Below are 24,904 nucleotides of genomic sequence, written 5' to 3' on the forward strand. Positions count from 1 at the left end.
ACCGGAAAGGTGGGGCCGATCACGTGCCCCGACGCCACCCCTTCGCGACTATCCCTTCGCGACCCGGAACATCGCCGCCCCGTGCGCGGGCACCGTCGCGGCGATCGGGCCGGTCGTGGTCGCGGTGGTCCCGGCCCACAGGTCGTGCAGCGTGTACCGGGCCGCGGCGGGCGCGCCGGCCCGGGCCGCGCCGGTGGTGATCGTGGCGGCGGTGCCCGTCTCGTTGAACAGCACCACGGCGACGTCCCCGTTGGCGAGCGGCCGGGCCAGCACGTCGAGGCCGCCGGCGGCGGAGATCAGGCGGGCCGGGCGGCCGAGCGGGTCCTGGTCGACCGCGATCACGCCGGGGTTGGCGAGGTCGGCCAGGGTCGCGGCGCCGGCGGTGGCCAGGTCGGCGCCGGCGATGAGCGGCGCGGCCATCGCGGCCCACAGGCTGAGCTCGGCGCGGTCCTCGGTCGCCGTCATGCCGTTGCCGACCTCGAGCATGTCGGGGTCGTTCCAGCCGCCGGGGCCGGCGTAGCCGCCGAGGCCCACGGTGGCATGGAAGACGGCGAGCAGGCTCGCGTACGTCGGGGCGAGATCGGCCGTAGTGCGCCACAGGTTGCCGTAGCCGGGGCCCCACGCCCAAACCCGCTCGGCGCCCCAGTTGCACAGGCTGAACACGATCGGGCGCCCGGCGTCCGCCAGCGCGTCGCGCATGGCCGCGTAGCGCTCCCGGGCCGCCACCTCGTCGCCGTGGTCGCACGACGTCTGGTCGCATCCGGGGCCCGCATAGCAGTTGTCGTACTTCAGGTAGTCCACGCCCCAGGCCGCGAACTGCCGCGCGTCCTGCCGCTCGTGCCCGAGGCTGCCGGGGAGGCCGCCGCAGGTGCGCACGCCCGCGTCGGCGTAGACGCCGAGCCTCAGGCCGCGGGCGTGCACGTAGTCGGCGAGCGCCCGGATGCCGTGCGGGAACCGGGCCGGGTCGGCCCGCAGGTTCCCGCCGGCGTCCCGGCTGCCCGCCATCCAGCCGTCGTCGACGTTGACGTAGACGTACCCGGCGTCGCGCAGCCCGGACGTGACGAGGAGGTCGGCGCTGTGCCGGATGACGTCCTCGGTGACGTCGAGCCCGTGGGCGTTGTAGTCGTTCCAGCCCATCGGCGGGGTCCGGGCGAGGCCGTTGTCGTAGACCGGCCGCGGGTTCCCGGACGCCCCGAGCAGGGCCAGCGCGGCGAGGACCGTCAGCACGGCCACCCACGCCGTCCGGGGAACCCGCATGATCCGAACCGTAGCGGCGCGGCCTGGGAGTTGCCTGCCGATCGGCTCCGTTCACGCCGCGAGAGCGACCGGCTCCGGCTCGCGCCTCACTGCGTGAGGTACGCCCGGATGTCACCGCTCATGATCGCGGTCTGGCCGCGGCGGGTCAGGCTGATCTCCTCCGACACGCGCTCGGAGCCGCGGTAGCGCCACAGCACCAGACGGTTGTGCTCCAGCACCTGCACGGCCTCGTACAGGATGTTCCGCACCGGCTGGGCGTGCGGGGAGGCCTGCAGGATCGAGGCGCGCTGCAGTTCCGGGACGCCCTGGCGGATCGTCCTGAACACCTCGTCGATGGACAGCACCAGCGCGGGCTGCGGCGGCCTGCTCGTGCAGCCCAGCCACAGCACGGCCGCGGCCAGGTCGCGCAGGTCGGACTCGTACAACGCGGGCAGACTGGCGACGCAGGCCAGGCTCGGCTGCCGGGGAGCGGTCATGCCGACAGGGTAGAAACCCGCGCCAAGGCCGGCCGCCCGCCGCGGGCAGCGTGGCGCGGCATTCGAACGACGCGACGGCCGAAGGCTCAATCATCGTCGTGCGTCCATGGATTCTTGACGCGCCCGGCGGCGAACAGCTATCCGTCCCCGCGTGACGCCGGCCGTCAGCCGGGCAGCGGCTGGTGGCGGGTCACCGTCGCGAGGTCGGCGTCGAGAGCGCGGGCGGTCGCGGCGAGCTCCGGCAGCAGGCGGGCGCGGACCGCACGGCCGCAGGTTGCTGGAGGGCGCCCCGCCCGCCTGACCGCAGGGAAACCACGTGAACCGTCGAGGCCGTGCTGGCTGGCGCCTGCACGGCCTCCGCCGCGCGTGAGGGCCGCCACAGAGCGTTGGAGCCTGACGAACGCGTTCGTTACGATCGCGTTCATGAGTCCTCGACGCGTTCCCGTGAGCCGCCGCGACCGGCCGGCGAAGGCCCTTCTGAGCCGGGAGGGCCTCGTCGCGACGGCGCTGCGGATCATGCACGACGAGGGCCTCGAGCGGGTCACCATGCGGCGGCTGGCGAGCGAGCTGGACACCGGGCCGGCGTCGCTGTACGTGTACGTGCGCAACACCGCGGAGCTGCACGGCGCCCTGCTCGACGAGCTGCTCCTCGGGCTCGAGCTGCCGGCCGAGGCCGTGGCGGCGGGGCGGCCGAAGGGGTCGGTCGAGCGCTGGCGGGAGGGGCTGGTCGAGCTGCTCTGCGGGTACACGGCGCTGCTGCTCGGCCACCCGAGCCTCGCACGCTCGGTGCTGACCCTGCGCCCGTCGGGGCCGAACTACCTCCGGCTCATCGAGGCGCTGCTGGGCCTGCTGCGCGCCGGCGGGGTGCCCGAGCGGCAGGCCGCCTGGGGCGTCGACCTGCTGCTGCAGCACGCGACCGCGACGGCGGCCGAGCAGGGCACCCGGGACGAGTCGGTGGACGCCGACGGCGAGATCCACACCCAGGCCATGGCGATCCGCGAGGCCACCGGCGACGAATACCCGAACATCGGCCTCGTCCGGGACGAACTGTTCTCGGGCACCGGTGAACAGCGCCTCCGATGGATGTTCGCCGCCCTCATCGAGGGCGTGGCAACCACCGCGACACCCGCCTGACCCAGCACCACCCGCCTGACCCGGCACCACCGACCGAACCGGCGCGGCGGACGCGCCATGCACCTGAAAAACGCGTTCGTGACGAACACGTTCGTCACGAACGGAGCCGGGATTCCTGCACAGAACTTCATGCACAGAACGACGACAAAGGAGACCGCACCATGAACGCCGCAGCTACGCCGAACATCGCCATCGTCGGGGGCGGGCTCGGGGGGCTCACGCTCGCCCGCGTCCTGCACGTGCACGGTATCGCCGCCACCGTCTACGAGCTCGACGAATCGCCCACCGCCCGGACCCAGGGCGGCATGCTCGACATCCACGACTACAACGGGCAGGCCGCGCTGCGCGAGGCCGGGCTGCACGAGCAGTTCCGCGACATCATCCACCCCGGCGGCCAGGCCATGCGCATCCTCGACCGGCACGGCGCCGTCCTCGTCGACGAGCGCGACGACGGCGAGGGCGGCCGCCCCGAGGTCGACCGCGGGCACCTGCGCCGCCTGCTGCTGGACTCGCTGCCCGAGGGCACGATCCGGTGGGGCAGCAAGGTCACCGCGGTACACCCGATCGGGGCAGGGCGGCACGAACTCACCCTGGCCGGCGGCGCTACGGTGACCACCGACCTGCTCGTCGGCGCCGACGGCGCCTGGTCGCGCATCCGGCCGCTGGTCAGCGACGCCCGCCCGGCGTACGCGGGGATCACCTTCTTCGAGGTCGACCTGCACGACGCCGACCGCCGCCACCCGCGGGCCGCGGCCGTGGTCGGCGAGGGCATGCTCTTCGCGCTCGGGCCGGGCAAGGGGTTTCTGGCGCACCGGGAGACCGACGGCAGCCTCCACGTGTACGTCGCGCTGAGGGCGGCCGAGGACTGGGCCGCAACGACCGGCATCGACGGTACCGATGAGGGCAGAACGCTGCTCGCCGAGCGGTTCGCCGGCTGGGCGCCCGAGCTGCGGTCCCTGATCACCGAGGCCGACGGGCCGCTCGTCCCGCGCGCCGTCAACGTCCTGCCGGTCGGGCTGCGCTGGGACCGGGTGCCGGGCGTCACGCTGCTCGGCGACGCGGCGCACCTGATGTCGCCGTTCGCCGGCGAGGGGGCCAACCTCGCCCTGTTCGACGGCGCCGAGCTGGGCCGGGCGATCGCCGCGCACCCGGGCGACGTGGAGGCGGCGCTCGCCGAGTACGAGGAGGCGCTGTTCCCGCGCGGCGCGCAGGCCGCCGCGGAGGCCGCCGCCAACCTCGAGCTGTGCTTCCGCGACGACGCGCCGCACGGCCTGGTCGACCAGTTCGCCACCTACGCCCGAGCGCAGTAGGCGGTACAGCGAAATGGGACGACGGGTGTGGTGAGCCCCTGCACCACACCCGTCGCGCTTGTGCCCGCGTCAGTCGTCGGGCGCGACGGCCCGGCCGGTGACCGGCGAGATCATGCCGGCGCCCAGGTTGCGGGCGCGCAGGTCGGCCACGATCCGCGGGATGGCCGCGATGGTGGCGGCGTACCGGTCGTGCATGAGGATGACCTGGCCGTCGGTCAGCCGGGCGGCCGCCTGCACGATCTCGTCCGCGGTCGCGCCGTTCCAGTCCTGGGAGTCGACGTCCCAGAGCACCTCGGTGAGCCCGGCCTGCCGCTCGACCGCGCGCACGGTGGGGCCGGTCCGGCCGTACGGCGGGCGGAACAGCCGCGGCGCGGCACCGGTGAGATGCCGCAGCACCCGCTGCGTCCGCCGCAGCTCCGAGCGGACCCGCGCCGGCGACGCGCCGGTCAGGTCGGGGTGGGCCCAGCTGTGGTTGCCGATCCACATGCCGGCGTTCTGCTGGGCCCGCACGAGCGACGGGTGGTCGCGCGCGTTGCGGCCGACGTTGAACATCGTGGCGCGCACGCCGCCGGCCCGCAGGGCGTCCAGCAGCGCGCCGGTGCTCGACGGGTCCGGGCCGTCGTCGAACGTCAGCCCGACATAGCCAGCCGTGTAGCCGGCCGTGCAGCCTGCGGCGCGGCCGCCCGGTGACGGCGGCCGGGTGCGGGGTCCGGGCCTCACGGCGCCGAGTCCCGCTCGGCGGGGGCGCCGTCGTCCGGCCGGGCCAGCGCGGCGCAGGCGTCCGCGTCGAGGTCGCCGTCGGCGACGATCACGGCGTACCGCAGCCGCAGCTCGGCGCCGGCGTCGAGGCGCAGCACGCCCTCGGCGAACGGCGCCGGGCACACCACGGCGTAGACCTCGCTGCGCACGAACCAGGCGGTGGGGTGGGTCGGGTTGCCGGGGTCGTCGACGAACAGCAGCGTCGAGGCGCTGCCGTCGCCGTCGTGCCGGCCGGTGAACGCGAGCCACGGCGCCCGCGCGCCGTTGAGCTCGTCGCCGCCCTGCGCGTCCGGGGTGCGCACGGTGCCGCCGCTGAAGCTGCGCGGGCCGCGCCAGAACAGGCCGCTGTAGGCGGCGCCGTCGCGGCCCTCGGTCTGCGGGCTGCTGATCTCGATGTCCTCGCCGCCGACGTTATGCAGGGCGGTGCTGAAGTCCAGCCGCCAGGCCGAGCGGAAGGGCAGCACCGTGACCGCCAGCCCGCGCCGCTCGGCGAGCACGTCCCGGCCGTCCCGGGTGGTCCAGCGCAGCCGCTGCACGCAGCGCAGCGTCCGGTCGCCGGCGTTGAGCACCTCGAAGCGCTCGTGGCGCTGGCTGCCGTTGTTGGGCAGCTGGGTGTACCCGCCGAGGGAGCGCAGATAGGTCGGGCCGCCCCAGAAGTTGTCCGGGCCGGCGTTGCTCAGCGCCAGTGACAGGCCCTTGTGCCACACGTGGTCGTGCGGCCGGTAGATGGTCACCAGCCGGCCGCCGAGCGTCCGGATCGGGTGCAGGTACGGCCGGGGCGACTCGACCTGCGACTCGCGCGGCCGGTACACGTACCGGAACAGCTCGCGGCCGCGCCACGTCACGCGCAGCGACGAGTCCTGCAGCAGCGCGAAGTCGAGGCCGGCGGGCGCGGTCACGGTGCCGGGCGCGTTGGTCATGCCACCTCCCAGGGCGGGCCGGAGCCCTGCCTGCGGTCGTAGAACATGGGCGCTCCTTGTCGGTCCGGCGGTGGCCTTCGGGCGTGCGGCATCGGCCGGGCCGGGCGCCCGGCGGACGGGGGTCGAGTTCCGAAAGGATCGGCGAGATTCCGGAAATGTTTCCTCACGCTACGATCGTCACCGAGCTTCGTCAATGCCCGTACGGAAGCCCGGCCCGAGCCGTTCGAGGGTCCTGGACGCATCGACGATCTGCTTAGAATGCGCTCGTGACCGATGCAGAACCCGAGGAAAAGGCCGGTCGGCGCCCTCGCGGGGCGGTGACTGTGGCGACGATCGCGCGACTCGCCGGCGTCTCGGCGCCGACGGTCTCGAAAGTTCTGAACGGTCGGTCCGGCATCGCGATCGACACGCGCGAGCGGGTCGAGGCGCTGCTGCGCGAGCACGGGTACCGCCGCACCGACGCGACCAGCGCCATGCCGATCGTCGAGGTCGCCTTCTCCGGCCTGGAGGGCCACCTGGCGATCGAGATCATGCGCGGGGTCGAGGAGGTCGTGCGCGACCGCGGCCTGACGGTCGGCTTCACCGACCTGCAGGGGCGCGCGCCGCGGGCCGGGCGGCGCACCGCCGACCTGCTGCTCAGCCGCCGCCCGACCGGCGTGATCGCGGTCCACTCCGCCTACCGGGGCACCTACTACCAGCAGCTCACGGCCAGCGGGGTACCGCTGGTGGTGCTGGACCCGACCGGCGAGCCGGTGCACGACACCCCGTCGGTGGGCACCACCAACTGGAGCGGCGGCATCGCCGCCGCCCGGCACCTGCTGGACCTCGGCCACCGCCGGATCGGGGTGATCACCGGGCCGACCGGTTACATGTGCGCCCGGGCCCGGCTCGAAGCGGTCCGCGCCGCGCTGGAGACCGCCGGGCTGGCCCTCGACCCGGCGCTGGTGCACAGCGGTGCGTTCGCCTTCGAGGACGGCCTGGAGCTGGGCGGCCGGCTGCTCGCGCGGCCCGACCGGCCCACCGCCGTGCTGTGCGGCGACGACCTGCAGGCTTTCGGCGTCTACGAGGCCGCCCGCCGCGCCGGCCTGCGCATTCCCGACGATCTCAGCGTCGTCGGCTTCGACGACATCGAGCTCGCCCGCTGGTGCGGGCCGCCGCTGACCACCGTGCGGCAGCCGTTCGCGGGCATGGGCGGCGCCGCGGCCGAGATGGTGCTGCGCCTCGCCGCCGGCCAGCCGGTCGAGCCAGCCCGGGTGGAGCTGGCCACCTCGCTGGTCGTCCGGGAAAGCACCGCCCCGCCACCGTCTTCGTGAAACTTTCACGCCCCGCCCGCGGCGTTTAAATGTTTCGGTGCGCTATCGGAAAGATTCCGCCTCGCGGCCGGCCGCATCGACCAGTCGCCGGTCGCTTCCGGCCGTCGGCCGGCGCGGTCGCCGAGGTAGCCGACAATCGTGGCGCCGAGTCCCCAGGCGAAGCCCGTACTCGTCACGGCGAGAAGGAATGTTCCCACCGGGTCCGGCAGTACGTCGCCGGCGTATGCGAGAACGCCCAGGCCGCAAGGTTGCGCACCTACCGACGGGCCGGCGCGCCCGCGAACTGCTCGACGATCGCGGCGCAGAAGGCGGGCAGGTCTGCCGGGGATCGGCTGGTGGTGAACCGGCCGTCGACGCAGACCTGCTCGTCGACCGGCTCGGCGCCCGCGTTGCGCAGGTCCGTGCGCAGGCTCGGCCACGACGTCATCCGGTGGCCGCGGACCGCGTCCGCCTCGATGAGCGTCCACGGGCCGTGGCAGATCGCGGCGATCGGGCGGCCGGTGGCGCAGAACTCGCGCACGAACCGCATCGCGTCGGCGTTGGTGCGCAGCGTGTCCGGGTTGACGGTACCCCCGGGCAGCAGCAGGGCGTCGTAGTCCTCGGGCTTCGCGTCGGCGACCAGGCGATCGACCGGCAGGGTGCCGGCCGGCACGATGTCGAACTGCCGGGCCTGGATCTCGCCCGGGTGGATCGACAGCAGCTCGGTGGTGGCGCCGGCGCCGAACAGGGCGCCCCGCGGCACCTCGAGCTCCACGCGCTCCACGCCGTCGGTGGCCAGGATCGCGACCTTCCGGCCGCGCAGGTCGTGTGCCACGGTTCCCTCCCGGGTTCGCGAGCGGGGTACGAACCGGGCCACTACCCACCGGCCCGGCGGCGAACCACGGCGCACCCGTGCGGCGGCCCGGGGTCACCCCCTCCCCCGGCGCATCATCCGGTGGCCGCCGGGGCGGCGGGCATCATGGAGGCATGCCGGCACCCCGGACCGTCGGCGCGCTCTACCTCGTCACGCTGGCCATCGTGGCGGCGGTGCTGTCGTGGCACCGCGGCGACGGCGCCGACCACGGCCGCCGCTGCACCGCCAAAGGGGCGGCCGATCTCAACGGGCGGACGGTCACCGCGCTGGACCTCGACGGGCGGCCGATGCGCTGCACCAACCTCGAACGGTCCATAGTGGACGGACCGGTGGGCGCGGCCAACCTCAGCGGGTCCAACCTGCACCGCGCGACGCTGCGCGACGCGGCCATGACCGACGTCGACCTGACCGGCGCCGACCTCACCCTGGTGGTGGCCCGCTCGGCGGAGTTCACCGGCGTGAAGCTGGTCCGCGCGGACCTCGGCGGCGCCGACCTGCGCGAGAGCAACCTGACGGACGTCGGCCTGGAGAACGCCCGGCTGCGAGACGCCAACCTGCACGGGGTCTCGTTCGTACGGACCGACCTCAAGGACGCCGACGTCCGCGGCGCCGACCTGACCAACGCCACGCTCACTGACTCCAACCTGCGCGGCGCGCGGCTCGACGGCGCCGAGCTGTCCGGCGTCTCGTGGGTCAACGTTGTGTGCCCGGACGGCGTGAAGTCGACCGACGGCTCGTGCGACGGGCATCTCAAGCCGCGCTGAGCACCGCCGAGCGCAGCGTCGCCGACAGCCAGTCGCGGAAGGCGTCCTCGGGCCAGCCGCGGTCGGCGACCAGGGCGGCGTAGTGGGCCGGGTCGTTGTACAGCCACAGGACGTCGATCGCCCGTTCCACGGCGGCGGGGCCGCCGAGACCACCCGGGCCGCCCAGCTCGTCCACGCGGCGCACGACCATCGCGGCGCCGGCCCGCCGGTTGGCCAGCAGCGTCTCCCACAGCGTGGCCACCTCCGGCGCGTCGTCGGCGGCCCGGCGGACCGTCTCGAACAGCGCGGCCGCGCGGCGGGCGATGACGACGCAGACGTCCGCGTAGGCGTCCAGCACGGCCGCGCCGTCCCGCGCGTCCCACACCGGCCGGAACCAGGGGCGCTCGCCCACCGGCACCGGCTCGTCGTCGCCGGCGAGGGCCTCGTCGAGGACCTGGCGCAGCAGCGCCGGCTTCGAGCCGAAGGACGCGAACACGGTCGGGCGGGCCACGCCGGCCGCCACCGCCACGTCCGCCAGGGACGTGGCCGCGTAGCCGTGCGCGGCGAACAGCTCGGCGGCGGCCGCCACGATCGCCCGCCGGGTGCGGCGGGCGCCCTCCTCCCGCAGGGCGGAGCGGTAGGACCTGGGCTTCTTGACTTCGCTCATCGCTTCGTCATACTAGCGGAGTATTCACTAGACAGCGGTATGTTGAATTAGGGGGATGCGATGCACGTGCGACGCGCGAACGAGGGCGAGGCGTTCTGGTTCCTCGGCGGCCTCGCCACGGTCAAGGCGGGCGGCGCGCAGACGCGGGGCCGGCTCACCGTCGTGGAGTTCGTCAACCCGCCCGGCTTCGCGCCGCCGCTGCACCGGCACGTCGAGGAGGACGAGATGTTCTACGTGCTGTCCGGCACGGCGCGGTTTCGCTGCGGCGACGACGTCTTCGAGGCCGGCCCCGGCGACTTCGTGCTGCTGCCGGTCGGCGTGCCGCACACGTTCCTGGTCGGCGAGGACGAGCCGCTGCGCACCCTGCAGCTGACCGCGCCGTCGGGCTTCGAGGGCTTCACGGCCGAGGTCGGCGTGCCCGCGCCCGAGCGCCGCCTGCCCGACCCGGCACCGTTCGACCCCGCGGTCCTGCCCGCGCTGGCGGCCGCCGCCGGCCGGCACGGCATCGAGCTGCTGGGCCCGCCGCCGAACCGGGACGCGTAGCCACGATTCGTCACTTGTGGACGGTCCGGGAGGACGGCGACCGCCGCGCGGTGTGCTCCGCTACGCCTGCGCCGGCCACCCGCCGCCGCTACTTGTCGAGCCGGGCGGGACGCCGAGCTTTCTGTGGGAGGCGCGCTCCGGCCCGCTCGGCGCCACCGCGGCCGGTCGGGCGCGCACCGAGGCGTCGATGCAGGTGCCGCACGGGTCCCGCCTGGTGCTGTACACCGACGGGCTCGTCGAGCGCCGCGGCGAGCGGTTCCACCACGGCCTCGATCGGCTGGCGGCGCTCGCGGCCGAGCACTGGCAGACGCCGCTGCCGGCCCTGGCCGGGCGGCTCAGCGACGCGATGCTGCCCAGCGGCGGCGGCCACGACGACATGTGCCTGCTCGCGCTGGACTACACCGACGCCGCGCCCGACGTCCCGGCGCGGATGTCGGCGCTGGCCGGGCTGCGCGCCGCGCTGGACGCGTGGCTGGGCGGGCGGGGCGTCGGCGACTACGACCGGTACGGCGTCGTGCTGGCCACCGCCGAGGCCGTGGCCAACGCCATCGAGCACGGCTACGAGTTCGTCGAGGGCCGCACGGTGGGCGTGCTGGCGCAGGTCGACGGCGGCACCGTCGCGGTGCGGGTCACCGACGACGGGCGGTGGCGCCCGCCGCGGGCGGCGCTGCACCGCGGCCGGGGACTGGCGCTGATCGGGCGCCTCATGGACGAGCTCGTGATCGACCGCGGTACGGGCACCACGGTCCTGATGCGCCGGCGCACCGGCGTCGAGAGGCGTTGACATGGACGGGGAGCGTCAGGTCCGGGTGTTCGCCGCGAAGGGCTGCGAGGTGGTGCAGCTCTACGGCGAGATCCACCACGCCAGCGCGCCGCTGGTCGAGCGCGACGTCCTCGTCAGCGTGCGCGCGAGCACCGGCGTCGTCGTCGACCTCACCGAGACGACGTTCCTGGACAGCGCGGGCCTGCTGTGCCTGGACCGGGTGGTGACCGCGTTCAGCGACCGCGGCGCGCCGGTGCGGGTCGCCGCGCCGGCCGACGGCATGGTGCGGTTCACGCTGGAGCTCGTCGGCTTCCTGCCGGACCTGCTCACCGAGGACGTCGAGACGGCGCTGGCGGAGATGGCCTAGGTACTTCAGGTCCCCCTCGGGCGGCTCAGCCGCCCGCCATCGCGCCGATGATCAACAGCGGCTCCGCGCCGGCGGCGACCGGCCCCGGCAGCGGCGCGTCCGGGGAGTCGTTGGAGAGGTCCTCCTCGCAGGCGTAGAAGCGCACGAACGCCCGCCGCTGCCCGCTGGCCCGGTCGCGGATCGTGCCGCGCAGCATCGGGTACCGCTCCTCGAGCGCGTCGAGGACCAGCCGCTGGGTGACCTCGCCGCCGACGTCCAGCCGGACCTCGCCGGTGACGCGGGCCAGGTTCCTCAGGTGCGCGGGGAGCACGACGCGGATCACGGCAGCGCCTGCACCTCGACCGAGAGCACGGCCGGCAGGTCGCGCACGATCGGCGCCCAGGTGTCGCCGTTGTCGGCCGAGCGGTACACCTGCCCGCCGGTGGTACCGAAGTAGATCCCGCACGGGTCGAGCGTGTCGACGGCCATCGCGTCGCGCAGCACGTTGACGTAGCAGTTCTCCTGCGGCAGGCCCGCGGTCAGCGGCTCCCATTCGTCGCCGCCGCTGCGGCTGCGGAAGACGCGCAGCCGGCCGTCCGGGACGTAGTGCTCGGAGTCGCTCTTGATCGGCACGACGTAGACGGTCTCCGGCTCGTGCGCGTGCACCGCGATCGGAAACCCGAAGTCGGTCGGCAGGTCGCCGCTGATCTCGCGCCAGGACCCGCCGCCGTCGTCGGAGCGCATGACGTCCCAGTGCTTCTGCATGAACAGCACGTCGGGCCGCGACGGATGCATCGCCAGGCGGTGCACGCAGTGCCCGACCTCAGCGTCGGGGTCGGGAATCTGGCCGGAGACGAGCCCGCGGTTGATCGGCCGCCAGGTGCCGCCGGCGTCGTCGGAGCGGAACGCGCCGGCCGCCGAGATGGCGACGTAGATCCGGTCGCGGTGCACCGGGTCGAGGATGATCGTGTGCAGGCACATGCCGCCGGCGCCGGGCTGCCAGCGCGGCCCGGACTCATGGGTGCGCAGCGCGGTCAGCTCCTGCCACTCGCGACCGCCGTCGGTGGAGCGATACAGCGCGGCGTCCTCGGCCCCGGCGTAGACGGTGTCGGGGTCGTCGCGCGACGGCTCCAGGTGCCAGATCCGCTTGAACTCCCACGGCCGAGGCGTGCCGTCGTACCACAGGTGCTCGCCGACGTCGCCCGCGTAGGTGAAGTCGTTGCCGACCGGCTCCCACGTGCGGCCGCCGTCGTCGGAGCGCTGGATCAGCTGCCCGAACCAGCCGCCGGACTGCGACGCGTAGAGCCGGTCGGGATCGGCCGGCGAGCCGTTGACGTGATAGACCTCCCAGCCGCCGAAGTGCGGCCCGTCTACCCGCCAGTCCTGCCGCGCGCCGTCCGCGGTCAGGACGAAGGCGCCCTTGCGCGTGCCGACCAGTACCCGTACGCTGCTCATCCGCGTCACCCCCGTCTCGCATCCTCGCACGGGTACCGCCGGCCCTCCACCGCTGCGGCGAAACCGATCGCTCGATCGAGGGGAAGCCGCCGCGCCCGGCCACGGTCAGCGTTACCGGCATGAGCGTTCTGCACCGGGTACGCGCCACGATCGCGCGGTCCTCGCCCCTGACCGGCCGCTCGGCGCGGCGCGCATGGATGGGCCGCAACCGCGCCGACATCGAGGTTCGCGGCCTGCACACCGCGTCCGCCGAGCCGTTCGCCCGGCGACTGGAGGCGGCGCTGCGCCAGGTGGAGGGCGTCCACTGGGCCGAGGTGAACTTCGTCCTCGGCCGGGTGGTGGTCGCCTTCGCCGACGGCGGCGTCGGGCTGGACGACCTCGTCGACGTGGTGTCCGCGGTGGAGACGGCCGACGGCATGCACGAGGAGCGGCTGCCCACCGACCGGCCGGACCACCCCGCCGACACCGCGCCGCTGCACCGCCAGCGGGCGTCGCTCGCCGCCGACCTGATCGGCGCGGGCGCCGGCGCGATCGCGCCGTGGCTGCGCGGCCGTGTCGTGCCCTCCTACGTCTCCGCCGGCCTGGCCCTGCTCGATGCCACCCCCGGCCTGCGCCGCCTGCTCGACGCACGGCTCGGCCCGGCCACCACCGACCTGCTGCTGGTCGGCGGCAACGCGATCACCCAGGGGCTCGCCGTGGGACCGGTCGGCCTCCTGCTCGACGCGGTACACCGGGGCTCGCGCCTGGCCGAGATCTCCGCCCGGCGGGCGGTGTGGGAGCGGCGCGCCCCGGAACTGCACGCGCACGGCGCCGCGGCGGACCAGCCGGTCGAGCACCCGCCGCGGCCGGGCGCGCTGCCGGACGGGCCGATCGAGCGGTACGCCAACCGCATGGCGCTGGCCACGCTCGTCGGCGCCGCGGCCGTCCTGGCCGGCGCGCGCAGCCACCAGCGGGCGCAGCTGGTGCTCTCGGCCGGCAACCCGAAGGCGGCGCGCCTGGGGCGGGAGGCGTTCGCGTCCTGGCTCGGGCGCGGCCTCGCAGCCGGCGGGGTGGTCCCGCTCGACCCGGCGGTCCTGCGCCGCCTGGACCGCCTCGACACCGTCGTGGTCGACGCCGCGATCCTCGCCCCCGGCAACGGCCACGGCGCACCGCCGGCCCGCTCCGGCTCCCGTGCCGCGTCCGACACGGGGCAGGCGGGACCGGACGGCGTCGTGCCCGCCGACGGCCTCGACCCGCACGCCGAGGCACTCGTCGCCGCGGCGCGCTCGATCGGCCGGCTGGTGATCGCCGGCGCCGGCAGCGGCCTCGGCGAGCGACTCGGCGCGGACGCGGTCGTGCCGCGTGGCAGCCGTCTGGCCGGCGCAGTCCGCGCGCTGCAGGAGCAGGGGGCGACCGTCGCCCTCGTCGCGGCGGAGAACGCGACCGCGCTGCGCGCCGCGGACTGCGGCATCGGCCTGCTCGGCGGCCCCGGCGCCGCACCGTGGTCGGCGCACCTGGTCTGCGGGCCGGGCCTGGACGAGGCGTACCGCGTCCTCGCGGCCGCGGCGGTGGCCCGCACCGCGTCGAGGGTGGCCGCCGGCATCGGCCTCGGCGGCGCGGTGGCCGCCGGCGTCGCGGCGCTGGCCGGCCCGAGCGCGACGGCGGCCGCGCGGGCCCGGCTGGTGGTCAACGCGGCGACGGCGGCCAGCCTGGCGGCCGGCGGCGTCACGGGCTGGTGGTCGGCTCGCCGGATCCCGTCGCCCGGCGAAACGCTCACGGCCGACCGGGCGGCGTCGCCTGGCAAAGCACCCACGCCCGACCGGACCGCGTCGCCCGGCGAAATGCTCACGGTCGACCGGGCGGCGTCGCCCGACGAGATACCCACGCCCGACCGGGCGGCGTCGCCCGGCGAAACACCCGCAGCCGATCGGGCGCCCTCGGCCGGACGGAAACGCGCGCCGGCGCGGACGCCACCGCCTGGCGGGGCACCCTCTGACGGCCGGAGCGCTGTACCCGGCCGGAAGCGCTCGCCCAGCCGAACACCCTCGGACGATCGGGAGCCCGTGGTTGACCGGGTCGAGGCGGGGTAGGCGCCCGGTTTGCGCCGGGCGAAGCGCTGGCGCATGGTCAGGAGCGGAGGTGGTCACGATGGCCGAGGCCAGATCCAGGACGAAGCCAGCACCCGGCGCAGGCTCGCGGTCCCGCGGCGGAGGAACCAAGGACGCCCAGGCGGCTGCCGGCGGGCGGCGGACCACGACCCCCACCGCCAAGCCCGAGACCGGCCCCGGAGGCGCGCGGCGAGCCGCGGCCCCCGCCGGCCGCGCGGCCCGCCCGGAGGAGGAGCGGCACGACGGCCGCGGCCTGGTCCGCTGGGAGGAGCTGCCGCTCGCGCACGTACGGGTGCCGGTCGTCCACGTACCCATGCCGTCGGCGCGCCCGCTCATCGCGGAGGCGCGCTGGGTGCTCAAGGCGGCCGCGGCGGCGTTGCCACCGCCATCGCGGCTGCTGTACTACGGCGGCGTCGGCGCCCTTGCGGCGCTGGGCGTCCTGGAGTGGCCGGTCGCCGGCGCCCTTGCCGTGGGCCTTTGGATCGCCGGCCGCGGGCGCACCGGCGGAGCGCCGGCCGCGAGCGCCGCGTGAGCGCCGGAAGCGGCCGCCGGGACCTCGGCGCCGCAACCGCCGGGCGCCAACACAGCACGAGCACCGGGCGCGAGCGCGGCGCAACCGCCGTTGGCGGACACAACGCGACCGCCGGCCGCGAACACCAGGCCACCGGCGGTCGTGAACGCCGCATGACCGCCACCGCCGCTCGATGACGGGAGCGATCCCGGACGACCGCGCGGACCGGTCCGGCGCCGGTCGGCGACCTGATCGGCGACCTCGTCGCGCTGGCCCTCGACATGGCCGGCGCCGCGAGTGCGACGGCGGGCCGGGCGCTGCGCCTGCCCGCGGTGCCGCGGGAGCTCGCCGCCGTACTCGCCACCATCGACCACGTGCCGCCGCTGCGCCGGGCGCTGAACCACGTCGCCGGCTCGGGCGCCACGAACGCCGGCCTCACCCTGGCCTCGACGTCGCTGGGGGCGGCGGCCCAGTCCCGCACCGCGCACCTCGCCGACGCCGTCCTGCGCGTGATCCTGCTGCTCGAGACCTCCGCCGAGCGCGAGGCCTGGCGGCGCCGCCCGCCCGAGCTGCGCTGGGAGGCCGGCCCGGGCGAGCAGCCCGACGACGAGGACCTCGGCGAAGACGACGAGGTAGAAGAAGACGACGAGGTAGAAGAGGTCGCCGAGGCGGTCGACGGCACGATCGAGCGGTACACGCGGCGAATGAGCACCATGACGCTGGTCGCCGCTGCCATCGCCGCGCTGCCGTCCGGCATCCGGCGCGCGGCCAGGCTGCTGATGGCCGGCTCACCGCCCATGGCCTCGATCGGCCGTGAGGCCTACGCCGCCCGCCTCGGCCGCCTGCTCGCCCGCCGCGGCGTGCTGGTGCGCGACCAGGACGCGCTGCGCCGGCTGGACCGCATCGACACCGTCGTCCTCGACGCCCGGGCCTTGTCGCCGCACGACGCGCTCGGCGGGGTCGCTGACCGGCGCCTCGATCCGCTCGCGGCCGCCCTCGCCCAGGCCGCGAGCCGGGCCGGGCGGCTGCTCGTCGCCGGGGCGGCGACGAGCTGCGCCTTCGGCTGCGGGCCGCCGGTACGGTGGCGGGCGGTTCGCGGCTGGCGGGCTCGGTCCGGGCGCTGCGGGCCGAGGGCCACGCGGTACTGCTCATCGCCGACCGCAACGACCCCGCGCTGCGGGCGGCCGACTGCGGCGTCGGCGTGCTGCGCACGCAGCGCCGCACGCCCCAGGGCGCGCACCTGCTGCCCGGCCCGGGGCTGGAGACGGCCTGGCTGGTGCTGGAGGCGGCCGTGCTGGCCCGCGAGGTGAGCGCCCGCGCCGTGCGCACGGCCCTGCTCGGTTCGGCCACCGGAGGGCTGCTGGGCGTCGCCGAACCCGGCCCGCAGGGTGTTCATCGGACGGTACTGGCCACGAAGCTCGCCCGGCTGGCGAACATGGCCGGGGCGGTGTGGTCGGTGCGCGGCCTTGCGCGGCGCTCTCCGCCGCCGAGGCCGGCGTGGAGGGGCACGCGCTTGCGGAGAGCGAGGTGCTGCGGATCCTCGGTACCGGCGCCGCCGGCCTCGACGGGGCGGAGGCTCGGCGGCGACTGCACGCCGCGCCCGCGGCCCAGGAGCAGGAGCCGGGGCTGCTGACCACCACCGTCTCCGAACTCGACACGCCGCTGACCGTGCCGCTGGCGGGCGGCGCGGGCGTCTCCGCGGTCAACGGGTCGGGCGCGGACGCGGTACTGGTGCTGTCGGTGTGGCCAACGCGCTGCTGGCCGGCGTGCAGGATCTCGCCGTGCGGCGCACCCTGCGCGGGCTGGAGTCCGCCGCCGGGCCGCGGATCCGGCTGCGGCGCGCGGAGGGCGAGCGGGCCGGCACGATGGACGAACTGGTGCCCGGCGACGTGCTGCTGCTGGAGGCCGGCGACGCGGTACCGGCCGACTGCCGGCTCATCCAGGCGTCCGGGCTGAAGATCGCCGAGGCGGCGGTGACCGGGGAGTCCGCACCGGTCGTGAAGCGCACCGGCACGACCGGGGCCGTGGCGGTGGCGGAGCGCACGAACATGCTGTACGCGGGCACGGCCGTGGCGGCGGGCTCGGCCACGGCGGTGGTCGTGGCGACCGGCGCTGACACCGAAGCCGGCCGCGCCGCCCGGGCCGCTCAACGGGAGCAGCCGCCCGGCGGGGTGCAGGAGCGGCTGGGCCGGCTCACCCGCGCGTCGCTGCCGGTGGCGGGCTCCGCGGCGGCGGCGCTGCTGGGCGCGGGGCTGCTGCGCGGCCGCCTGGCCGAGTCGATCGGCTCGTCGGTCGCGGCGATCCCGGAGGGGCTGCCGTTCATCGCCACCGCCGCGGAGCTCAGCGCCAGCCGGCGGCTGTCGCGCCGCAACATCCTGGTCCGCGACCCGCACTCGCTGGAGGCGCTGGGCCGGGTCGGCGTCGTGTGCTTCGACAAGACCGGCACGCTGACGGAGGGGCGCATCGCCCTGCGTACCGTGTCGGACGGCCGCACCCAGGTACCACTCGGCGAGGTCGCGCGGCACCACCGGCTGGTCCTGGCGGCGGCGCTGCGGGCCAGCCCGCCCAACGGCGCGCAGGCCCTGACCCACCCGACCGACCAGGCCGTGGTGGCCGGCGGCGAGGCGGCCGGCGTGGGCCCGACGAGGCGATGACCGGCTGGCGAGTGGTCCGCGAACTGCCGTTCGAGCCGGGCCGCGGCTTCCACGCCGTGCTCGGTATCGCGCGGGGCCGGCGGGTGATCAGCGTCAAGGGCGCTGTCGGACCAGGCGCCGCTGAACGCCCGGCAGATGCTGTTCGTCAACCTCATGACCGACCTGCTGCCGGCGATCACGGTGGCCGCCCGGCCGCCCCGGGCGGGTCACGCTCAAGCAGGTGGTCCGCGAGGGGCCGGAGGTCGTCGCTCGGCGGCGCGCTGACCCGCGACGTGGTGCGGGCGCGCCGTCGCGACCACGACGGCCACCGCGGCCGCGTGGGTGGCCGCCCGGGCCACCGGCACGGCGGGCCGGGCGAGCACGGTCGCGCTCGCCTCGCTCGTCGGCACCCAACTGGCGCAGACCGCGCTGGCCACCAGGGGCGACCCGGTCGTGCTCGCCGCGACCGGCGCGTCGGCGGCGGCCCTCGTCGGGGTCGTGCAGACGCCCGGGCTGAGCGGGCTGTTCGGCAGCCGCCCGCTCGGGCCCGTGGCGTGGGGCATCGCGCTGGGCGCGACCGTCCTCGGCACGGTGCTGGCCGCGCTGCCGCTGCCCGAGGCGGCGGTTCGCCGCATCGCCGCGGCGGCGGCCGAGGAGTGACGGGGCTATAACATCTCGAGCGGCCGGGGCCCGGTCGGGGGCGGGAACGCGTGGTCGAGCTCGGCGAAGTCCTCTAGCGTCAGCCGCAGGCCGAGCGCGGCCCGGTTCTCCCGGGTGTGCCGGGGGTCGGCGGCCTTCGGCAGGGCGCAGACGCCGTCCAGGCGCAGCACCCACGCCAGGGCCACCTGCGCCGGCGTGGCGTCGTGGCGACGGGCGACCGCCTCCACGACCGGGTGGCGCAGCACCGCGCCGTCGTGGTCAAACGGGGAATACGCCATGATCGGGATGCCGTAGCGCTCGCACGCCGGCAGCAGGTCCCACTCGATGCCGCGGCGGGCGACGTTGTACAACACCTGGTCGGCCTGCACCCCGCCGCCGCCCGGCACGCCGGTGAACTCGGCCAGGTCGACGGGGTCGAAGTTGCTCAGCCCCCAGTGGCGGATCTTCCCCGCCCCCTGCAGCTTCTGGAACCCGTCCACGGTCGCCTCCGCCGGCACCGGGCTCGGCCAGTGCAGCAGGTACAGGTCGATGTGGTCGGTGCACAGCCGGCGCAGGCTGTCCTCGCACGCGCGCAGCATCCCGGCCTGGTCGGCGTGGTTCGGCAGCACCTTCGTGACGAGGAAGACCTCGTCGCGGCGGCCGTGGATCGCGTCGCCGACGAGTTGCTCGGCGCCGCCGTCGGCGTACATCTCGGCCGTGTCGATCAGCGTCATCTCCAGGTCGAGGCCCTCCCGCAGCGCCGCGACCTCCAGGTCGCGGCGCTGCGGGTCCTCCCCCATGCCCCAGGTGCCCTGCCCGAGCGCCGGGATCTGCTCGCCGGACGGCAGCTCGACCGTCCGCATCGTCATGGTCGTCACGGGCATGCGACTACCACCGGCACCGCCCGGTAAACGGCGCCGGTCGCGGGTACTCGCGGCCGAACAACCCGGGCAGGCCGGCCCGTGTCACCCAACCGGGCGGCTCGGGGCCGGCCACACCGCAGGCGTGGCCGTAGGATCGGCGGGGCGACCGCACGTGAGGAAAACGCATGAATCGCACCGCCCGCCTGCATGCCGCCGGGGACGTCCGTCTCGCCGACGAGCCGATGCCCGTGCCCGCCAGCGGCGAGAGTCTCGTCGAGGTGACCGCCGTCGGGCTGTGCGGCTCCGATCTGCACTGGTTCGCCGAGGGTGGCATCGGCGACGCCCGCATCGAGCGGCCGATCGTCGGCGGGCACGAGATGGCCGGGGTGGTGCGCGGCGGGCCGCTGGACGGCGCCCGGGTCGCGATCGACCCGGCCGTGCCGTGCCACCGCTGCGACATGTGCCGGGCCGGGCATCCCAACCTGTGCCGGTACATCGTGTTCGCCGGGCACGGGGTCAGGGACGGGGGGCTGCAGCGGTACCTCACCTGGCCCACCGACCGCCTGTTCCCGCTGCCCGAGCACCTGACCGACGCCGACGGCGCGATGCTGGAGCCGCTCGGCGTGGCCGTGCACGCCGTCGACCTCGGCCACGTGCGGCTCGGCGCCGACGTCGCGGTCCTCGGCTGCGGCCCGATCGGCCTGCTGCTCATCCAGGTCGCCCGCGCCGCCGGCGCCGCCCGCGTGATGGCCGCCGACCCGCTGCCGCATCGCCGCGCCGCGGCCGGCCGCTACAGCGCCGACCTGGTCCTGGACCCCGGCGCCGACGGCTATGCCGCCGAGCTGACCGCGTTCACCGCGGGCCGTGGCGTCGACGTCGCGTTCGAGATCGCCGGCACCGACGAGGCGATTGAGGCCGCGGTCGTCGCCGCACGCCCGGGCGGCCGGGTGGTCCTCGGCGGCATCCCGAGCACCGACACGTCGGCCTTCCCGGCCGCCACGGCCCGCCGCAAGGGCCTCACCATGGTCATGGTGCGCCGGATGAAGGAGGTGTACCCCCGGGCCGCCGCGCTCGTCGCCGCCGGCCTCGCCGACGTGCGGAGCCTGGTCAGCCACCGCTACCCGCTGGCCGAGGTGCGCGAGGCCTTCGAGACCGCCAACGCCCGCGCCGGGCTGAAGGTCGTCGTGGAGCCGGCACCGCGCTGACCGCCCGCGCTCAGAGCAGCCCGGCGAGCCGGTACAGCACCAGCGACCCGGCGACGGCGACGTTGAGGCTCGTCCCGGTGCCGATCATCGGGATCTCGACCGCGCCGTCGAGCAGGTCGAGGGCCTCCGGCGGGATGCCGGTGGCCTCGTGCCCGAGGACCATGACGGTCCGGCGCCGGGCGGCCGGCAGGTCGGCGAGCCGTACCGCCTCGTCGGCCAGCTCCACGCCGAGGACGCGCGCCCCGCCGGCCCGCTCGGCGGCGAGCCAGCGCAGCGGGTCGCCGACCCGATGCACGCACGAGGACCGCCGCAGCGTGTTGCCCCGCGCGACGGCCTCGTCCACCCAGCCGAACGGCGGCACCGCGAGGCACGCCCCGACGGCGTCGCACGTGCGCAGCAGCGTGCCGAGGTTGGCGCCGTGCATCGGCCACAGCGGCGCCGCGACGAGGTGCCCCCAGCACCGGTGCTAGCGGGGACGGCGTGACGAACGGAGCTCGTGCCGGGTCCGGACCCGGATCGCGGGACTCACCGCACGGGAGCGCTCACGCTCCAGCAGTTGACGCTCATGCGACACGTGCTTCTCGGCGCACGCGGGCCATCGACGACAACGGGGTCGCGACCAGGATAGCGGCGCGGGCCGTGCGACGCCATGCCGGACCGCCGCGACGCGTGATCCCGCTGCGCGGTCACGACCGGGCCGGGGCCGGCGCGCTCCCCGGCGACGAGGACGCGCCCGGCCCCGGGCGCCGATTCGGCGCTACTTCGAGGCCGCGGCGCCCGCTCCGACGTATTCGGCGAGGTGCTGGCCGGTGAGTGTCCCGCGGGTCTCGACCAGGTCCGCGGGCGTGCCTTCGAACACGATCGTCCCGCCGTCGTGGCCGGCGCCCGGGCCGATGTCGATGATCCAGTCGGCGGCCGCCATGACCGCCAGGTGGTGCTCGATCACGATCACCGACTTGCCGGCGTCGACCAGCCGGTCGAGCAGCCCGAGCAGCTGCTCGACGTCGGCCAGGTGCAGGCCGGTGGTCGGCTCATCGAGCACGTAGACGCCGCCCTTCTCCGCCATGTGGATGGCCAGCTTCAGCCGCTGCCGCTCGCCGCCGGACAGGGTGGTGAGCGGCTGGCCGAGGCTCAGGTAGCCCAGCCCGACGTCGGCCAGCCGGGCCAGGATCGCGTGCGCGGCCGTGTTCTTCGCCTTCCCGGCGCCGAAGAACTCCTTGGCCTCGGTGACCGGCATGGCGAGCACCTCGCTGATGTCGCGGCCGCCGAGCTTGTACTCGAGCACCGTGGCCTGGAACCGCTTGCCCTCGCACTCCTCGCAGACCGTCGCGACGCCGGCCATCATCGCCAGGTCGGTGTAGATGACGCCGTTGCCGTTGCAGTTGGGGCACGCGCCGGCCGAGTTGGCGCTGAACAGCGCCGGCTTGACGCCGTTGGCCTTCGCGAAGGCCGTCCGGATCGGGTCGAGCAGGCCGGTGTAGGTGGCAGGGTTGCTGCGCCGCGAACCCCGGATGGCCCCCTGGTCCACCGAGACGACGCCCGCGCCCTTCGGGATCGAGCCGTGGATGAGCGAGCTCTTCCCCGACCCGGCGACGCCGGTGACGACGCACAGCACGCCGAGCGGGACGTCGACGCTCACGTCGCGAAGGTTGTGCCGGGTGGCGTTGCGGATCGCGAGCGCGCCCGTGGGGGTCCGGGTCTGCGGCTTGAGCCGGGCTCGGTAGTCGAGGTGGCGACCGGTCAGGGTGCCGCTCCCGCGCAGTCCGTCGACCGTACCCTCGAAACACACGGTTCCGCCCGCGCCGCCGGCGCCCGGTCCGAGGTCGACCACGTGGTCGGCGATGGCGATCGTCTCCGGCTTGTGCTCGACCACCAGCACGGTGTTGCCCTTGTCGCGCAGCCGCAGCAGCAGGCCGTTCATCCGCTGGATGTCGTGCGGGTGCAGCCCCACGGTCGGCTCGTCGAAGATGTACGACACGTCGGTCAGGCTCGACCCGAGGTGCCGGATCATCTTGGTGCGCTGCGCCTCGCCGCCGGACAGCGTGCCCGACGGGCGGTCGAGGCTGAGGTAACCGAGTCCGATCTCGACGAACGAGTCGAGGGTCCGCTGGAGGGTCGCCAGCAGCGGCGAGACCGAGCGGTCGTCGATGCCGCGCACCCATGCGGCGAGGTCGCTGATCTGCATCGCGCAGGCATCCGCGATGTTGACGCCGTTGATGCGCGAGGCGAGCGCGGCCTGGTTGAGGCGGGTACCGCCGCACTCCGGGCACGCGGCGAACGTGACGGCGCGCTCGACGAAGGCCCGGATGTGCGGCTGGAGCGCATCCTTGTCCTTCTGCAGAAACGCCTTCTGCACCCGAGGGACGAGCCCCTCGTACGTCATGTTGATGTTTTCAATCTTGACCTTGACCGGTTCCTTGTGCAGGAAGTCGTGCAGCTCCCGCTCGTCGTAGTCGCGGATCGGCTTGTTCGGGTCGAAGAACCCGGACGCGGCGAAGATGCGGACCTGCCATCCGTCGACGTTGTAGCCGGGGATGGTGATGGCGCCCTCCGCGAGGGACCGATCGCGATCGAACAGCTCGTCGAGGTCGATGTCGGTCGTGGTGCCCATGCCCTCGCAGCGGAGACACGCGCCGGCCGGAACGTTGAAGCTGTAGTGGAACGCCGGCCCCGCGCTCGGCTCACCCAACCGGCTGAACACGATCCGCAACATCGCGTTGGCGTCGGTGGCGGTGCCCACGGTGGACCGGGAGTTGGCGCCCATCCGCTCCTGGTCCACGATGATCGCCGTGGTCAAGCCCTCGAGCAGGTCGACGTCAGGGCGGGCCAGGCTTGGCATGAAGCCCTGCACGAACGCGCTGTAGGTCTCGTTGATGAGCCGCTGCGACTCGGCGGCGATCGTACCGAACACGAGGGAGCTCTTGCCGGACCCCGACACCCCGGTGAACACGGTCAACCGGCGCTTCGGGATCTCAACGCTCACGTTCTTCAGGTTGTTCTCACGGGCCCCATGGACCTGGATCAGGTCGTGACTGTCGGCGACATGCACCGAGCCACCCTAACCGGGCAGCGACCTGCGCGTCATGCCGACAGCCGGGACGGTCGGTGACACCCGGCCGGCCGCCGATGCCGCCCGGCCACCTAGCCCTCGGCGATGAACCGGCGCTCGTGGTAGATCAGGCGGCCCGCGGGCGGCCCGAGCACGACGCCGACCACCTCGGCGACGACGACGGTCGACGCGCCGACCGGCAGCCGGTGCAGCGGCACGCAGCGCAGCGCAGCCTGCGCGCCGCGCAGGACCGGCTCGCCGGTGGGCAGGCCGGCCCACCCCTGCTCGCCGGTGAAGCGCGGGCCGCCGGGGCGCGCGAAGTCGTGCGCGAGGCCGGCGTGGGCCGGCCCGAGCAGGTTCACGACCAGGCGGTCGGCGGCGGCGATCACCGTGGCCGACGGCGAGTCCATGACGGAGAACGACAGGGCCGGCGGCGCGAGCGACACCGACGCGACGCTGGAGGCGGTCAGCCCGGCCGGGCCGTCGGGGCCCATGACGGAGATGACGGCCACCCCGGTCGGGTATCCGCGGAAGGCGGCCTTGAACAGTTCCACCACGCTGGTGTCGATGCCGGCACTCACCGCTCCGACGGTAGAACCTCAACCCTGGTCGAGGTCAACCCGGCAAAAGATTGTGAAAGATTGCGCGGGTGCCGGCGGCGGTGTGCGGTACGCGCCGGTCGCGGCCGCTGCTGGGTTCAGTTTTCCCGTGGCTGCCCGGCTGTGCGTGGTGGAGCGGGTGGCTGGGACGGCGACCACGGAGTTCGGCGCGCCCGACGGGCGACCCGCCGCGGACGGGGCGCCGGTCACGGCCGCTGTGGCCGGGCGGCACACCAGGCTGTTACGAGCCGCGTGGGCGGCGTTCGACACCTACGCCGCGACCGCGCCCGAATCGCTGCGGAAGGGGCCGCGGGGCGGCGGCCGGGACCGCGACACGATGATCGACCACGTCGTCGGGGCCGAGACCGCGTACGCCAGGAAGATCGGCGTCAAGCACCGCCAGCCCCCGATCAACGACCGCACCGCGATCGGCGCGCTGCGTGACGACATCATCGCCACGCTCGACCAGACCGGCGACGGCGGGCCGCTCACCGGCAACGGATGGACCGCACGGTACGCGGCCCGGCGGTTCGTCTGGCACGTGCTCGACCACTTGTGGGAGATGCAGGATCGCTCACCGTGACATAGGAGATCGGGAATGCGCGGGTTGGGGGTGGGGGTGGCTACGGTCGGGGCATGGATGCGACGGGGGTGGTACAGCCCCTCACCGAGGCGCTCACCGCACTCACCGCACTCGACCCCGACACACTCCACGACACGGCGGTGCGGGACTCGCTGCTGGCACTGCTGCGCTGCCAGCATCGCCTCGACGCGGTCAT

General features: G+C 75.0%; 25 protein-coding genes and 1 pseudogene. 14 read left to right on the top strand and 12 right to left on the bottom strand.

Going from position 1 to position 24,904, the window contains the following annotated elements:
* Positions 1 to 48: 48 nt before the first annotated feature.
* Positions 49 to 1,257: a glycoside hydrolase family 27 protein gene (locus tag ACGFI8_RS36475; RefSeq protein WP_392811622.1), complete on the bottom strand. Its 1,209-nt coding sequence runs from the start codon at positions 1,255 to 1,257 to the stop codon at positions 49 to 51.
* A gap of 86 nt (positions 1,258 to 1,343) precedes the next feature.
* Complete coding sequence (locus tag ACGFI8_RS36480; RefSeq protein ID WP_392811623.1) at positions 1,344 to 1,733, bottom strand: hypothetical protein; 390 nt, start codon at positions 1,731 to 1,733, stop codon at positions 1,344 to 1,346.
* Between the two features lie 423 nt (positions 1,734 to 2,156).
* On the opposite strand from ACGFI8_RS36480, the gene ACGFI8_RS36485 reads away from it, so the two are divergent.
* Both ACGFI8_RS36485 and ACGFI8_RS36490 read left to right on the top strand, forming a co-directional pair.
* On the top strand, positions 2,157 to 2,867 hold the full coding sequence (locus tag ACGFI8_RS36485; RefSeq protein WP_392811625.1) for a TetR/AcrR family transcriptional regulator: 711 nt from the start codon (positions 2,157 to 2,159) through the stop codon (positions 2,865 to 2,867).
* A gap of 161 nt (positions 2,868 to 3,028) precedes the next feature.
* The gene (locus ACGFI8_RS36490) at positions 3,029 to 4,177 is read left to right on the top strand and encodes an FAD-dependent oxidoreductase (RefSeq protein WP_392811626.1); all 1,149 of its coding nucleotides are present in this window, start codon (positions 3,029 to 3,031) and stop codon (positions 4,175 to 4,177) included.
* Between the two features lie 69 nt (positions 4,178 to 4,246).
* Here the strand turns inward: ACGFI8_RS36490 and ACGFI8_RS36495 are convergent, their stop codons facing one another.
* Entirely contained in the window at positions 4,247 to 4,897 is a 651-nt protein-coding gene (locus tag ACGFI8_RS36495) for a polysaccharide deacetylase family protein (protein WP_392811627.1), read from the bottom strand.
* The gene (locus tag ACGFI8_RS36500) at positions 4,894 to 5,856 is read right to left on the bottom strand and encodes a PmoA family protein (protein ID WP_392811628.1); all 963 of its coding nucleotides are present in this window, start codon (positions 5,854 to 5,856) and stop codon (positions 4,894 to 4,896) included. Before ACGFI8_RS36500 ends, ACGFI8_RS36495 begins: the two co-directional genes overlap by 4 nt.
* A 266-nt stretch (positions 5,857 to 6,122) precedes the next feature.
* Here ACGFI8_RS36500 and ACGFI8_RS36505 point away from each other — a divergent pair, with 266 nt between their 5' ends.
* Complete coding sequence (locus ACGFI8_RS36505) at positions 6,123 to 7,169, top strand: LacI family DNA-binding transcriptional regulator (protein WP_392811630.1); 1,047 nt, start codon at positions 6,123 to 6,125, stop codon at positions 7,167 to 7,169.
* A gap of 256 nt (positions 7,170 to 7,425) precedes the next feature.
* On the opposite strand, the gene ACGFI8_RS36510 is transcribed toward ACGFI8_RS36505, so the two are convergent.
* On the bottom strand, positions 7,426 to 7,983 hold the full coding sequence (locus ACGFI8_RS36510) for a type 1 glutamine amidotransferase domain-containing protein (RefSeq protein WP_392811631.1): 558 nt from the start codon (positions 7,981 to 7,983) through the stop codon (positions 7,426 to 7,428).
* A 152-nt stretch (positions 7,984 to 8,135) separates the two neighbouring features.
* Between ACGFI8_RS36510 and ACGFI8_RS36515 the strand changes: the two genes are divergently transcribed.
* Entirely contained in the window at positions 8,136 to 8,786 is a 651-nt protein-coding gene (locus ACGFI8_RS36515) for a pentapeptide repeat-containing protein (protein ID WP_392811632.1), read from the top strand.
* Here ACGFI8_RS36515 and ACGFI8_RS36520 read toward each other — a convergent pair.
* On the bottom strand, positions 8,773 to 9,432 hold the full coding sequence (locus ACGFI8_RS36520) for a TetR family transcriptional regulator (RefSeq protein ID WP_392811634.1): 660 nt from the start codon (positions 9,430 to 9,432) through the stop codon (positions 8,773 to 8,775). The genes ACGFI8_RS36515 and ACGFI8_RS36520 overlap by 14 nt on opposite strands.
* 60 nt (positions 9,433 to 9,492) lie before the next feature.
* Here ACGFI8_RS36520 and ACGFI8_RS36525 point away from each other — a divergent pair, with 60 nt between their 5' ends.
* The 3 genes from ACGFI8_RS36525 to ACGFI8_RS36535 are packed head-to-tail and all read left to right on the top strand — an operon-like array spanning position 9,493 to position 11,105.
* Positions 9,493 to 9,975 carry a cupin domain-containing protein gene (locus ACGFI8_RS36525; protein ID WP_392811636.1) on the top strand — a complete coding sequence of 161 codons (483 nt, stop codon included), beginning with the start codon at positions 9,493 to 9,495 and terminating at the stop codon, positions 9,973 to 9,975.
* A gap of 52 nt (positions 9,976 to 10,027) precedes the next feature.
* Entirely contained in the window at positions 10,028 to 10,759 is a 732-nt protein-coding gene (locus ACGFI8_RS36530) for an ATP-binding protein (RefSeq protein ID WP_392811637.1), read from the top strand.
* Between the two features lies 1 nt (position 10,760).
* Complete coding sequence (locus ACGFI8_RS36535) at positions 10,761 to 11,105, top strand: STAS domain-containing protein (protein WP_392811639.1); 345 nt, start codon at positions 10,761 to 10,763, stop codon at positions 11,103 to 11,105.
* A 25-nt stretch (positions 11,106 to 11,130) separates the two neighbouring features.
* Here ACGFI8_RS36535 and ACGFI8_RS36540 read toward each other — a convergent pair whose 3' ends face one another.
* Together ACGFI8_RS36540 and ACGFI8_RS36545 are read right to left on the bottom strand one after the other, a co-directional pair.
* Entirely contained in the window at positions 11,131 to 11,427 is a 297-nt protein-coding gene (locus tag ACGFI8_RS36540; RefSeq protein ID WP_392811640.1) for a MoaD/ThiS family protein, read from the bottom strand.
* Positions 11,424 to 12,539: a WD40/YVTN/BNR-like repeat-containing protein gene (locus ACGFI8_RS36545; RefSeq protein ID WP_392811641.1), complete on the bottom strand. Its 1,116-nt coding sequence runs from the start codon at positions 12,537 to 12,539 to the stop codon at positions 11,424 to 11,426. The genes ACGFI8_RS36540 and ACGFI8_RS36545 overlap by 4 nt, the downstream gene beginning before the upstream one ends.
* A gap of 119 nt (positions 12,540 to 12,658) precedes the next feature.
* On the opposite strand from ACGFI8_RS36545, the gene ACGFI8_RS36550 reads away from it, so the two are divergent.
* The 5 genes and pseudogenes from ACGFI8_RS36550 (at position 12,659) to ACGFI8_RS36570 (ending at position 18,430) form a co-directional block, all read left to right on the top strand.
* Positions 12,659 to 14,608: a hypothetical protein gene (locus ACGFI8_RS36550; RefSeq protein WP_392811642.1), complete on the top strand. Its 1,950-nt coding sequence runs from the start codon at positions 12,659 to 12,661 to the stop codon at positions 14,606 to 14,608.
* 58 nt (positions 14,609 to 14,666) lie between these two features.
* The gene (locus tag ACGFI8_RS36555; RefSeq protein ID WP_392811644.1) at positions 14,667 to 15,158 is read left to right on the top strand and encodes a hypothetical protein; all 492 of its coding nucleotides are present in this window, start codon (positions 14,667 to 14,669) and stop codon (positions 15,156 to 15,158) included.
* 260 nt (positions 15,159 to 15,418) lie between these two features.
* Entirely contained in the window at positions 15,419 to 16,447 is a 1,029-nt protein-coding gene (locus tag ACGFI8_RS36560; RefSeq protein ID WP_392811647.1) for a hypothetical protein, read from the top strand.
* A gap of 432 nt (positions 16,448 to 16,879) precedes the next feature.
* Positions 16,880 to 17,791, top strand: coding sequence for an HAD-IC family P-type ATPase (locus ACGFI8_RS36565; protein WP_392811648.1), 912 nt, complete (start codon positions 16,880 to 16,882; stop codon positions 17,789 to 17,791).
* Between the two features lie 120 nt (positions 17,792 to 17,911).
* A pseudogene (locus ACGFI8_RS36570) lies at positions 17,912 to 18,430 on the top strand (cation transporting ATPase C-terminal domain-containing protein).
* A 5-nt stretch (positions 18,431 to 18,435) separates the two neighbouring features.
* On the opposite strand, the gene ACGFI8_RS36575 reads toward ACGFI8_RS36570, so the two are convergent.
* On the bottom strand, positions 18,436 to 19,293 hold the full coding sequence (locus ACGFI8_RS36575) for an aldo/keto reductase (protein ID WP_392811650.1): 858 nt from the start codon (positions 19,291 to 19,293) through the stop codon (positions 18,436 to 18,438).
* Positions 19,294 to 19,457: 164 nt separating this feature from the next.
* Here ACGFI8_RS36575 and ACGFI8_RS36580 point away from each other — a divergent pair, with 164 nt between their 5' ends.
* Entirely contained in the window at positions 19,458 to 20,477 is a 1,020-nt protein-coding gene (locus ACGFI8_RS36580) for a zinc-binding dehydrogenase (RefSeq protein ID WP_392811651.1), read from the top strand.
* Positions 20,478 to 20,487: 10 nt separating this feature from the next.
* Here ACGFI8_RS36580 and ACGFI8_RS36585 read toward each other — a convergent pair whose 3' ends face one another.
* The 3 genes from ACGFI8_RS36585 to ACGFI8_RS36595 all read right to left on the bottom strand — a co-directional run bounded on the left by ACGFI8_RS36585 (position 20,488) and on the right by ACGFI8_RS36595 (position 24,107).
* Positions 20,488 to 20,901, bottom strand: a complete 414-nt coding sequence (locus ACGFI8_RS36585) for a TrmH family RNA methyltransferase (protein WP_392811653.1) — start codon at positions 20,899 to 20,901, stop codon at positions 20,488 to 20,490.
* A 333-nt stretch (positions 20,902 to 21,234) separates the two neighbouring features.
* Positions 21,235 to 23,526: an ATP-binding cassette domain-containing protein gene (locus tag ACGFI8_RS36590; RefSeq protein ID WP_392811656.1), complete on the bottom strand. Its 2,292-nt coding sequence runs from the start codon at positions 23,524 to 23,526 to the stop codon at positions 21,235 to 21,237.
* A 92-nt stretch (positions 23,527 to 23,618) separates the two neighbouring features.
* Complete coding sequence (locus tag ACGFI8_RS36595) at positions 23,619 to 24,107, bottom strand: flavin reductase family protein (RefSeq protein ID WP_392811657.1); 489 nt, start codon at positions 24,105 to 24,107, stop codon at positions 23,619 to 23,621.
* Between the two features lie 127 nt (positions 24,108 to 24,234).
* Here ACGFI8_RS36595 and ACGFI8_RS36600 point away from each other — a divergent pair, with 127 nt between their 5' ends.
* Positions 24,235 to 24,708, top strand: a complete 474-nt coding sequence (locus ACGFI8_RS36600) for a hypothetical protein (protein ID WP_392811658.1) — start codon at positions 24,235 to 24,237, stop codon at positions 24,706 to 24,708.
* Positions 24,709 to 24,904 lie beyond the last annotated feature (196 nt).

This window comes from Dactylosporangium sp. NPDC048998 (assembly GCF_043197855.1).
In the GTDB taxonomy this organism is placed as follows: Bacteria; Actinomycetota; Actinomycetes; order Mycobacteriales; family Micromonosporaceae; genus Dactylosporangium.